General features: G+C 67.5%; 11 protein-coding genes. 3 read left to right on the forward strand and 8 right to left on the reverse strand.

Translation table 11 applies throughout. From position 1 onward, the window contains the following. Positions 1-217 precede the first annotated feature (217 nt). Entirely contained in the window at positions 218-1,240 is a 1,023-nt protein-coding gene (locus LL236_RS14570) for an alcohol dehydrogenase (protein ID WP_228179553.1), read from the forward strand. Positions 1,241-1,268: 28 nt separating this feature from the next. On the opposite strand, the gene LL236_RS14575 is transcribed toward LL236_RS14570, so the two are convergent. Both LL236_RS14575 and LL236_RS14580 read right to left on the reverse strand, forming a co-directional pair. After that, positions 1,269-2,117, reverse strand: coding sequence for a 3-hydroxyacyl-CoA dehydrogenase family protein (locus tag LL236_RS14575; RefSeq protein WP_005054991.1), 849 nt, complete (start codon positions 2,115-2,117; stop codon positions 1,269-1,271). After that, positions 2,114-2,866: an enoyl-CoA hydratase/isomerase family protein gene (locus LL236_RS14580; RefSeq protein ID WP_135950161.1), complete on the reverse strand. Its 753-nt coding sequence runs from the start codon at positions 2,864-2,866 to the stop codon at positions 2,114-2,116. The genes LL236_RS14575 and LL236_RS14580 overlap by 4 nt, the downstream gene beginning before the upstream one ends. Before the next feature lie 212 nt (positions 2,867-3,078). Here LL236_RS14580 and LL236_RS14585 point away from each other — a divergent pair, with 212 nt between their 5' ends. Then, complete coding sequence (locus tag LL236_RS14585) at positions 3,079-4,449, forward strand: NAD-dependent succinate-semialdehyde dehydrogenase (protein WP_135950162.1); 1,371 nt, start codon at positions 3,079-3,081, stop codon at positions 4,447-4,449. An 82-nt stretch (positions 4,450-4,531) separates the two neighbouring features. Here LL236_RS14585 and LL236_RS14590 read toward each other — a convergent pair whose 3' ends face one another. From LL236_RS14590 to LL236_RS14610, 5 genes are all read right to left on the reverse strand, one after another. Next, complete coding sequence (locus LL236_RS14590) at positions 4,532-6,247, reverse strand: sigma-54-dependent Fis family transcriptional regulator (protein ID WP_135950163.1); 1,716 nt, start codon at positions 6,245-6,247, stop codon at positions 4,532-4,534. A gap of 69 nt (positions 6,248-6,316) precedes the next feature. Continuing rightward, complete coding sequence (locus tag LL236_RS14595; protein ID WP_228179554.1) at positions 6,317-6,772, reverse strand: acyl-CoA thioesterase; 456 nt, start codon at positions 6,770-6,772, stop codon at positions 6,317-6,319. A 50-nt stretch (positions 6,773-6,822) separates the two neighbouring features. Next, the gene (locus tag LL236_RS14600) at positions 6,823-8,436 is read right to left on the reverse strand and encodes a flavin-containing monooxygenase (RefSeq protein WP_194384092.1); all 1,614 of its coding nucleotides are present in this window, start codon (positions 8,434-8,436) and stop codon (positions 6,823-6,825) included. A gap of 41 nt (positions 8,437-8,477) precedes the next feature. Next, positions 8,478-9,389: an alpha/beta hydrolase gene (locus LL236_RS14605; protein WP_194384093.1), complete on the reverse strand. Its 912-nt coding sequence runs from the start codon at positions 9,387-9,389 to the stop codon at positions 8,478-8,480. Between the two features lie 70 nt (positions 9,390-9,459). After that, positions 9,460-9,639 carry a hypothetical protein gene (locus LL236_RS14610; protein WP_228179555.1) on the reverse strand — a complete coding sequence of 60 codons (180 nt, stop codon included), beginning with the start codon at positions 9,637-9,639 and terminating at the stop codon, positions 9,460-9,462. 232 nt (positions 9,640-9,871) lie between these two features. On the opposite strand from LL236_RS14610, the gene LL236_RS14615 reads away from it, so the two are divergent. Continuing rightward, positions 9,872-10,306, forward strand: coding sequence for a hypothetical protein (locus LL236_RS14615; RefSeq protein WP_101305219.1), 435 nt, complete (start codon positions 9,872-9,874; stop codon positions 10,304-10,306). On the opposite strand, the gene LL236_RS14620 is transcribed toward LL236_RS14615, so the two are convergent. Then, positions 10,299-10,681: hypothetical protein (locus tag LL236_RS14620; RefSeq protein ID WP_228179556.1), on the reverse strand; the 383-nt coding region annotated here is incomplete at its 5' end. The genes LL236_RS14615 and LL236_RS14620 overlap by 8 nt on opposite strands.

Genomic DNA, 10,681 nt, shown 5'->3' on the forward strand with positions numbered 1-10,681 from the left:
AACCCTGCCCTCGACGCGTCACCGCGCCCCGATCATGCCGCCCCGGCACACCCACGGCTCATCGGTGGATCGAGGCTAAGGGTCGCCAGGTATCAATCCGCCTGCCATTTGGTATTGGAGAGAATCAGAACGAAGTGGAAGCGTGGAGTCCACTGTGCGTATATCAACGGCGAGGACAACCATGCACGCATTCGCGATCTTCCAAGACGATCACACGGTGACCGATGTGGAATTGCCGACCCCGACCCCCGAAGGCACCGAAATCCTCCTGCGCGTGGTTCGGTCCGGGGTGTGCCACACCGACATGCACCTGCGTGAGGGGTACTACGATCTCGGCAGCCGGGGGCGTCTGAATCTGATCGACCGGGGCGTCACCTACCCGCTTGTCCTCGGCCATGAGGTCGTCGGCGTCGTCGAAGCGGCCGGCCCCGACGCCGACGGGGTCTCGCCGGGTGAGCATCGCCTTGTCTACCCATGGATCGGCGACGGCTCCTGCGACGCATGCCAGGCAGGTCACGAGAACCTGTGCCCCTCGCCCCGTAACCTCGGCGTCGCCCGCCACGGCGGGTATGCCGAGTTTATCCTCGTCCCGCACCCCCGTTACCTCCTCGACGTCACCGGGATCGAAGAGCGGTGGGCCGCAACTCTCGCCTGCTCCGGCCTGACCGCCTACAGTGCCGCGCGCAAGGCCCTTCCGGCCACCGCGTCCGATCCGGTCGTGGTGATAGGCGCCGGCGGTGTCGGGTTGATGGCGATCGCCACGCTGCGCGCGCTCGGCCACGAAGCAGTCCTCGCGGTGGACCTGCAGGAGCGCAATCTGGAACTGGCGCGGCAGCTCGGAGCGACCACGACGATCTCCGCCCGCCAGGAAGACCTTGCCGCCGCCATCGTCGCCGGCGCCGGTGGGCCGGTCGCGGCGATCGTGGACTTCGTCAACAACTCCACAACAGCTCCCGCTGCGTTCGCCGCGCTCCGCAAGGGCGGAACGATGGTTCAGGTCGGGCTGTTCGGCGGAGAGCTGGTCATCCCCACCGCGTTGCTCACTCTGAAGATCATCACCATCCGCGGAAGCTTCGTCGGGTCCCTCGGCGAGCTCGAGGAGCTCGTCGGGCTCGCGCGGCGCGGCGCGCTCCCGCATCTCCCGATCATCGACGGGGAGTTGTCTGCGACGGCGGTGCAGGATGCGCTGGACCGGCTCGCCGCGGGCGGCGTGCCCGGCCGGATCGTGCTCAGCGCGTGACCGCGCCGGGCGTCCAGCCGGCCACGACTCACGCGTAGTCGAAGAAGCCGCGTCCCGTCTTGCGTCCCAGCTCCCCGGCCGCGACCTTGTCGCGGAGGATCTGCGGCGGGGCGAACCGCTCGCCGAGCGTCTCATAGAGGTATTCGGCGATCCCGAGACGCACGTCCAGCCCGACAAGATCGGAGGTGCGCAACGGACCTGTCGCGTGACGGTATCCCAGCACCATCGCCGTGTCGATGTCCTCAGCGCTGGCCACCCCCTCTTCGAGCATCCGCATCGCTTCCAGCGCGATTGCCGCGCCCAGGCGGGAGCTCGCGAAGCCGGGCGCGTCGTTGACGACGATCGGGGTCTTCCCCAGCGATGTCACCCACTGCTCCGCCCGTTGCCGCAGGTCCGGGTCGGTCGACGGCGTCAGCACGATCTCGACGAGTGACGAGGGCGGCACCGGATTGAAGAAGTGCAGTCCGCACACGCGCTCCGGCCTCGCCAGCTGCGCCGCGAGCCTTGTCACCGACAACGATGAGGTATTCGTGGCCAGCCACGCCGACTCCTCCACGATCCCCTCTGCTCTCTGCATCGCCTCGACCTTGAGTGCGAATGTCTCTGGGACAGCTTCGATCACGAGCTCGGCATTCCGCAGCGCCTCGTAGTCGGCGCTGGCCGCGACGCGGCCGGCGATTGCGTCGACGTCGACCGAGGCATCCCGCTCCGCGGCCTTGCGGATCCCATCGGCCAACCGCGCGGCGGCCGCGCCCGCCGCCGCCGGGTCACGTTCGATCACGGTGACCTGGGCGCCCGCCTGAGCGAACACTTGCGCGATACCGGCGCCCATGCGGCCGCCCCCGATCACGCCGACGGTGGAGGGAACAGTGATCATCGGGTCTCCTGAGAACGGTTGAGGAATCGGGTCATCAGCTGCGTCTTGGCGTCCGACTCGAACAGGATCGCCTGCGCGAGTTCGTCGACAAGGGGGTGGGCGTCCCGCGGCGCAGCGAGCACGCGCTTCGAGAGGCGGAGGGCGAGCGGATCCTGGCCAGCGATCCGATCGGCGACGGTATCCGCCGCGGCCGCTAACTGGTCGGGTTCATGCACCGAGGCCACCAACCCACACCGCAGCGCCTCCTCGGCGTCCAGCCGGCGCCCCGTGAACAGGATCTCCTTGGCCAGCGGCTCCCCCACCAGCTCGGCGAGCCGCCAGGTCGCCCCGGCCGCGGCCAGGATTCCGATCGCCGTCTCGGGGTTGCCGAACACGGCGCGGGTGGACGCGATCCGGATGTCGGCCGCGTACGCGAGTTCCGCACCGCCCCCGATCGCGAACCCGTCGACCGCGGCGATCACCGGCATAGGCAGCCGCGCGATACGGGTGAACAGCCCGGAGTTGATGCCGGCCAGCGCTTCGTCGCGGCCGCGCTCGAGCAGCTGCCGGATGTCTGCGCCAGCCGCGAACACACCCCGTTCGGGCGTGGAGGTTCCGGTGAGAATCAGGATGCGGGGCTCTCGCTCCAGGCTCGTGCATACCGCGTGAAGTTCGTCGACCATGTCGTCGTTGATCGCGTTTCGCACGTCAGGACGGTTCAGTTCGACGTGAAGCCGGTCCGCGCCCTCGCGGAGTATCAGAGTGGTCACCGTCCCAGCCTCCCATCACCGATCAATGCGCGTCCAATACCCGATCCACGTACATCTGATGCGCCATCGTCATCAATCTCGGCCGGGATCGGTATTGGACGAACTCGGCCACGGCGCGACAGGCTGAGTGGGCAGTACCGCGCCAGACGACCGCCGATCTGGGCGGGCGTGGCCCGAGAGACGCACGACAGCAATGAAGCGAGGAGACCACGATGGGTGCATACCGGACCATCAACCCAGCCACCGGCCAGACGGTCGCCGAGTACCCCGTGATCGGCGATGCGGACGTGGCCGACATCGTCGCCCGCTCGCACACGGCCTACCGCAGGTACCGGGAGCTGCCGCTCGCCGAACGGACGGGGATCCTGGCACGCGCGGCGCAACTGCACCGGGACCGCATCGATGAACTGAGCGCGCTGCTGACCCTCGAGGTCGGCAAACCCGTCACGCAGGCCCGCGGGGAAGTCGAGCTGGTCGCCTCGATCTACCAGTACTACGCCGACCACGCCGAAGCGTTTCTCACCGACGAGACCCTCGACATCGTCGGCGGAGGGGAAGCGCTCGTCCGCACCGAGCCGATCGGGCCGCTGTTGGGGATCATGCCGTGGAACTACCCGTACTACCAGGTGGCCCGGTTTGTCGCCCCCAACCTCGCACTGGGCAACACGATCATCCTCAAACACGCCCGCAACTGCCCGCAGTCCGCCCTCGCCATCGAACGCGTGCTCCACGATGCCGGGCTTCCGGCCGACGCGTACATCAACGCGTTCGTAGACAGCCGCCAGATCGCCGGCATCATCGCCGACCCGCGCGTGCAAGGGGTGTCGCTGACCGGCTCCGAGAAGGCGGGCTCGGCTGTCGGCGAGGTGGCCGGCAGGCATATGAAGAAGGTCGTCCTCGAGCTGGGCGGCTCGGACCCGTTCATCGTCCTGGAGGATGCTGACGTCGACGCGGCCGTGGCAGCCGGCGTGCGCGGCCGCATCGCCAACGGCGGCCAGGCGTGCACGGCATCCAAGCGGTTCATCGTCGTGGATGCCGTCTACGACGAGTTCTCCCGGAAGTTCATCGACGCGATCACGAAGATCACCCCCGACGACCCCACGGACCCCGACACGTTCCTCGGCCCGCTGGCGTCCGCGGATGCCGGCAAGGAGCTCGAGGAGCTCGTCGAGGACGCGGTCGCCAAGGGCGCCACCCTGCACATCGCCCCCGGTGCACGCCGAGAGGGCGCCTTCTACCCGCCCAGCGTGCTCACCGGGGTCACCCCGCCGATGCGAGCCTACGAGGAGGAGCTGTTCGGACCGACCGCGGTCGTGTACCGGGTGCCCTCCCCGCAGGCCGCGGTCGCCCTGGCCAACGAATCGCCCTTCGGGCTGTCCAGCAGCGTCTTCACGCAGGACCCTCTGGCGGCCGCGCAGATCGCCCGCGAACTGGAGGTCGGGATGGTGTGGATCAACAGCACCAGCCGCAGCGCACCGGACCTCCCCTTCGGCGGCGTGAAGCGCTCCGGCATCGGACGCGAGCTCGCCCGGTACGGCATGGACGAGTTCGCGAACAAGAAGCTCATCCGAACCCCCGCCTGATATCCCCGCGTAACGCCTCCGCCGCGCCGAGTACGCAACTGCGAATCCAGGCCTCCCTGGTCGGCAGGCGGGGGCGCTGTTTTCAGGAGATCAGGGTGTTCTGCCCGTCGAGACCGTACGCGCGCAGTTTCCGGTACAGCGTCGTGCGCCCGATACCGAGGATCTCCGCTGCACGCGAACGGTTTCCGTCCGCCTCCCGCAGCGCCGCATCGATCGCCCGGTACTCGGATGCGGCGATGCCGCGCAGCTGGCGGGCACGTGTGCGCATCTCGACGGGCAGAAGGTCGACGTCCAGGACGGTGCCGACGGGGCGGTACGCCACCATCGCGGCAATCAGAACCCGCAGCTCCGAGGCGCCACCAGGCCAGTCCCACCGGGAAAGCGCCTGCAGCAGAGCAGGGCTCAGTGTCACCGAGTGCTCCTGAGCGAGTCTCACGGCCAGGCCGATGACACGGTCTGGGTCATCGCGCAGCGCTGGGAGGTCGAGTCGCGGCCCCAGGCGGCCCAGGAAACTGAAGACGACGCCAGTCAGGTCGTCTGCGACACAGAACACCACCCGGGCGGACCGGACGGGATCTGCCGCGCCGGCCAATTGCTGCAGGACCGGGAAGTCAGCGTCGGTCAAAGACTCGACGCTGCGGACGACCACCGACGTGCCTGTGCTCAGCGCCTGCACCGCCGTGACCACGGCCCCCGGTTCCCGAAGCGCCGGGGCGTCGATGACGACCGGGTCGTGGCGGTCGCGTTCGCGCAGCCAGAGCTGGGCGAGAAGCGTCTTCCCGCTGTCGCGGGGACCGTGGATCGCGATGCACCCGCTGGTGCGACCGAGCACGTCGAGGTGCGCGGCAAGGCGGGAGAGTCGGGTGGGTTCCGGCGCTGCGGTCGGCTCGTCCTCGGGCAGTTCAACGAGGTAGATGCTCTCGCCTGCCCGATTCACGATGCGGCGGGCAGTGCTCGGCCGACCCGCGAGCAGGACGGATGCGACATCCCCCTGCCAATGGTGAGCCTGCAACTCGTCCCACAGCGTCACGTGCCGCTCGGCCGAGAGCATCGGCAACGCGCCCGTCGAGGCGAGCACGCCTCCTCGACCGATGGCCAGCACGCGGTGGCCGGCGGTGCCGCCCGCGAACCGGGCCAGCAGCGCCTGCAACTCCAGCGGTGCGGTGTTCAGGAGCGCGTCCTGGAGGTCACGAGCGGCCTGCTTCGCGATCGCGAGCATCGCGGGATGGGATGCCCCGACTGGAGAGGCGAGGGCGAGCGAGCCGATGACACGCTGCGAGAGGGGGTCGTGGATGGGGGCGCCGGCGCAGGCTAGGGTCTGCAGCCGGTCGTTGACGTGCTCGGCGCCGCGCACGAACACTGCGGATCTTTCCTCCATCGCCGTTCCGAGTCCGTTCGTGCCCAGCGCGGACTCCGAGAATTCGAATCCTTCGGCGGCGGACACCTTGTCGAGCCGTCTCGCGTGGCTCGGGTCGCCTACCTTTCGGGCGAGGATCCGTCCGGATCGGTCGCTGACCAGCAGCGCGACACGCATGTCAGCGAGTGATTCCGCCCATCGCGCCAGGACGGTCTCAGCGGTGTCCTGGAAGCGTCCCGCCAGTTCGGAGAACGGGTGGTAAGCAGGAGTCGCAGTCGGATCGCAGCCGCCACCGGTGGTGATCGAGCGACGCCAACTGCGCTCGATCACCGGGGGGACGTTCAGTGTTCGGGGAGTGAGACCGTGCGCGCCGACGCCAGCTTCGAGAAGGCGTTCACGAGCCTGCCGCACGCTCGCGGCGGAATAGGTGTCGATGGACATAGCTGGGACCTCGCGTCACTGCAAGTGGTCACACCCAGTATCCGCCTCCCTATTGGAACCCGCCAATACCTAATCCGCTGTGGATCTATCCTCTGTGCGCATGAGTCCATGGTGGTGGGGAAGCCGGTCGCGTTCGTAGGTGATGTCGGTGTAGCCGTGAGGAATGGGCTGGCCGTGGTCATCGAGGCCGACGAAGACGATCTTCTCGATCGTGAGAATGCGTTCACGAGTGATCATGTTGCGCACCTCGGCGCGCATCGTGAGGGAGGTGCGCCCGAACGCGGTGGCGCGCAGTCCCATCTCGATCAGATCGCCTTGTCGCGCGGAACTGACGAAGTCGATCTCGGAGATGTACTTGGTGACCGCCCGGGAGTTTCCGAGCTGGATGATGGCGTAGATCGCGGCCTCTTCATCGATCCAGCGCAGCAGGCTGCCGCCGAACAGGGTGCCGTGCGCGTTCAGGTCCTCGGGACGGACCCAGCGGCGTGACCGGAATGTGACGTCTGCTGACATGGAGTCGCTCATAGGACGACCGTAGGCCGGGAAGCACACTCCCGGCCTACGGTTACCGTCGATCAGGCCGGGACGGGCTGTCCGATGCTGAATCCTTCGAAGTCCTTCGCCTGGATCTCCGAGAGGAGGCCGCGGTAGGCGCCTAGGCCGCCGAGGTAGAACATCACGGCGTGCTTCTTGCCGGGGATGTTCGCCCCGAAGATCCACGAGTCGGTCTTGGGGAACAGCGTGTAGTTCGCGATCGTCGTGCAGGTCTCGGTCCATTCGTCCTCGACCTGCTGCGACACCTCGATGAGCCCGCCTCTCCGCTCCGCCTCGGTGACCAGGGTCGTGATGAACTCGACCTGCGCCTCGATGCTGGGCACCAGGTTGGTGAACGGCCCGTTGGGGCCGAGGATCATGAACATGTTCGGGAATCCGGCCGTCATGATGCCGAGGAAGCTGGTCGGGGCGTCGGCCCAGTGCTCGTCGACGCTCACCCCTCCGCGCCCGCGGATGTCGATGCGGCGGTAGTTGCCGTCGACCGCGTCGAACCCGGTAGCCAGCACGAGCACATCCAGCTCGTGCTCCACGCCGTCCGCGGTCTTCACGCCTCGCGGGGTGATCTCGACGATCGGGTTCTCCTTGATCGACACCAGCTTCACGTTGTCCTGGTTGTACACGTCGTAGTAGCCCTGGTTGCACAGCGGCCGCTTCGCATACGGCTGGGTCGGGGTGAGCAATCGCGCCGTCTCCGGATCCTTGACCGTCTCAGCGATCTTGCGGCGGATGAACGCAGCGGCTGCCTCGTTCGACTCCGGGTTGATAGCGATGTCGTTGAACGTGCCGAACATGAAATAGAATCCGTTGCCTCGGTCCCATGCCGCCTGGAACACGCGCTCCCGCTCGGCCTCGTCGACATCGGTGGCCGCGACGGTGGACTCCTCGAACCCGAACGCGACGCCCGAGTTGCGGACCTGCTCCCAGATCTCCGGGAACCGGGACTTGTAGTTCTCCACCTCTCCCGGCTCGACCGGTCCGTTGCCAGAGGGGACGCTGTATTGCGCGGAACGCTGGAACACGGTCAGGTGCGACACCTGCTTGGCTGCGGCGACGATGAACTGGGTTCCGGTCGAGCCGGTGCCGATGACGCCCACCCGCTTGCCCTCGATCGACAGGTCGTCCGGCCACTCCGCGGTGTGCACGAGGCGGCCTTCAAACGAGTCGATCCCGGGGATGTCGGGGATGTTGGTTGCTGCGAGCAGTCCCAGCGCCGTCACCACGTATCGGGCCGTGAAGGACTCTCCGGCGGAGGTGCCGACCGTCCAGGTGTTGGTGGCTTCGTCGAAGACGATCGACGTGACTTCGGTGTTCAGCCGGAAGTCCTTGCGGAGGTCGTACCGGTCGACGACGGTCTCAAGGTAGCGGAGGATGTCGGGCTGGTCGATGTACTTTCGCGCCCAGTCCCACTCCTGCAGCAGTTCGTCATCGAACGAGTATCGGTAGAAGGGGCTCTCCGTGTCGGACATGGCGCCGGGATACCGGTTCCAGTACCAGGTGCCTCCGATGCCGGCGCCCTTCTCGAAGCCGCGGACGCGCAGGCCGAGCTTGTCGCGCAGGGTGTGCAGCTGGTAGATGCCGCCGAAACCGGCGCCGACGACGATCGCGTCGAAGTCCGTGGTCTGTGTGGATGTCATGGTGCAACTCCTTCGTTGAATAAGCGGGGGTGTGTTGCAGGTCAGTGGCGAAGCCACTGGCCGATCGCCGCAAGCTCCGCGTCGACGTCCGCGTCGCGGCCAGCCAGGAACGGGTAGACGTGCTGCTGTCCTTCGGCGACATGCAGGGTGACGTCAACGCCGGCGCCCTTGGCGCGCTCTGCCACGCGGATGGCATTGTCGACCAACGACTCGACCGAACCGGCGTTGACGTACAGCGGGGGGAACCCGGTGAAATCCGCGTAGAGCGGGTTCGCGAGCGGCGCCGACGGGCTGGTGGTCGCCCCCAGCACGCCGGCGATCATGCCCTCCAGGAGCGGCACGGAGATCAGCGCGTCGGTCGCATCGTTGGTGACCAGCGTCGCGCCGCGGTTCTCCATGTCCAGCCACGGGGAGAACGCGATGACGTGCCCGGGCAGCGGCCGCCCCTTCGCCTTCAACGCCAACGGGATGGCGATGGCGAGATTGCCTCCCGCCGAGTCGCCGATCGTGGTGACGTCCTCGGGGTGGACCCCCCGCTCCAGCAGGGCCTCGAACGCCGCGACCCCGTCGTCTACCTGGGCGGGGTGCGGGTGCTCGGGCGCGCGACGGTAGTCCAGCACGAACGCTGTTACCCCGGCCGCCTTCGCGACGTGCGCGGCGAGCTTCCGGTGGCTGGCCGCAGAGCCGACGGCGAACCCGCCGCCGTGCGTGTAGAGGAGGACCTTGGAGCGATCGGCTCCGGCCGGGAACGCCCAGATGCCGGGCACGCCGCCGACCGTCTCCTCCTTGTAGGTGACATCTTCCGGTTCGATGGTCGGCTGATGCCATTCATCGAAGATGCTGCGGAACAGCCGCATGTCCAGCTCGTGAGTGGCCATGAGCTCGGACCAGCCCAGATACAGATCACGCAGGGCGCTCGGGACGACTGCGGTCGCGGTGGATGACGAGGACATCGCATAACTCCTTCGTTGATGCTCGGCGCCTGCAGGAACGAGGCGACCACTCGGTGGATGAGCTCTACTCTCAGGGAGGATTCCGCCACAGCGCTGTGCCGATTTGGAACAGCTCACCCGGGTTGCCCGGTGACCACGACAGAGATCGGCTCCGGCGCACGGCATGATCAGGATCCAGCGCACGAACGAGACCGGATCGGGCACGGTGCCAGACGATCAGCGCCGCCACGACGAGAGTCGCGGCGGTCACCGCCATTGCTCCGACCCAGCCGCTCTGCGTGAAGACCGTCGCCAGGACGAGACCGACAGCCGGGATTCCATCTCCACGGAGAGCGACGGCAGCACACGCCGGACGGCGAAGATCTACTCACCGCCACCGTCTCCGCTTCCGACGACGACGACAGCTTCGGCTTCTACTCCCGGCCCACCAAGGCCCACATCATCGCCGCCGGCATCCGCCGCACCGCATGAACGAGCGCCTCATGAACAGCCGCACCAGCCTCACCATCTACCCCGCCCACGACGAGCAAACCCTGCTCCCGCCGACGCCGATCCTCGTCGACGAGCACTACTTCGTCCGCGCCGGGCTCGAGCAACTCCCCGCCCGCCTCATCGGGTTCAGCCCCGCCGGCGCGCTCGCCATCACGGCGTGGGTTCACGACGTGTTCCGTGCCCCGGAGCTCGCACGCGACCTGTACCCGACTTTCATCATCGCCGGTCGCGTCCAGGCATATCCGATCCCCGCCGCCAGGGTCACCGTGCGCGAGCCCGCCGGCGTCGTCCAGGTCGTGATCACCGACCCTCGCGGCAAGAGATACCGGCCATACCTCGGCGAGGACCGCGACATTGCCGACCGCATCGCCGCGGCCTGGGGCTCCCACCGCGGATACTCCGCCACCGTCCAACCGATCACCTGACAATCACGAACGGAGACACCATGCGCTGCTTGATGTGCGAAGAGCCCACCACGATGTACATCCCCTCGGACGACGTCGACGGCATCGGGCTGCATAGCTGCGGTGTCTGCGGGTTCGAGATCGAAGGCCCCCGCGACGAACCCGCGCATGTCGCCGACCATCGGAAGCTCACTGCAACGACGACCTCGACGACGACTGTGGGTTCCCGCTCGAGATGGCATGAACCCCTCGCGATTCCACGGTAGTTGGCAACGGTTTCAGGGCCAGGATTCCACGCGAAATGGCATTTTCCTACAGTTGAGTATTCGACCCCTTGAGCACCGCTGATTATTGCGGTTGAGCACCACCGGATATTGGGGTTCAGCACCGGGCGAT

This window comes from Microbacterium schleiferi, from assembly GCF_020781975.1.
In the GTDB taxonomy this organism is placed as follows: Bacteria; Actinomycetota; Actinomycetes; order Actinomycetales; family Microbacteriaceae; genus Microbacterium.

Excerpts from the sequence above, each read along its gene's own strand:
- LL236_RS14575 (WP_005054991.1), bottom strand. The coding sequence starts at position 2,117 with ATGATCACTGTTCCCTCCACCGTCGGCGTGATCGGGGGCGGCCGCATG.
- LL236_RS14585 (WP_135950162.1), top strand. The coding sequence starts at position 3,079 with ATGGGTGCATACCGGACCATCAACCCAGCCACCGGCCAGACGGTCGCC.
- LL236_RS14590 (WP_135950163.1), bottom strand. The coding sequence starts at position 6,247 with ATGTCCATCGACACCTATTCCGCCGCGAGCGTGCGGCAGGCTCGTGAA.
- LL236_RS14595 (WP_228179554.1), bottom strand. The coding sequence starts at position 6,772 with ATGAGCGACTCCATGTCAGCAGACGTCACATTCCGGTCACGCCGCTGG.
- LL236_RS14600 (WP_194384092.1), bottom strand. The coding sequence starts at position 8,436 with ATGACATCCACACAGACCACGGACTTCGACGCGATCGTCGTCGGCGCC.
- LL236_RS14605 (WP_194384093.1), bottom strand. The coding sequence starts at position 9,389 with ATGTCCTCGTCATCCACCGCGACCGCAGTCGTCCCGAGCGCCCTGCGT.
- LL236_RS14615 (WP_101305219.1), top strand. The coding sequence starts at position 9,872 with ATGAACAGCCGCACCAGCCTCACCATCTACCCCGCCCACGACGAGCAA.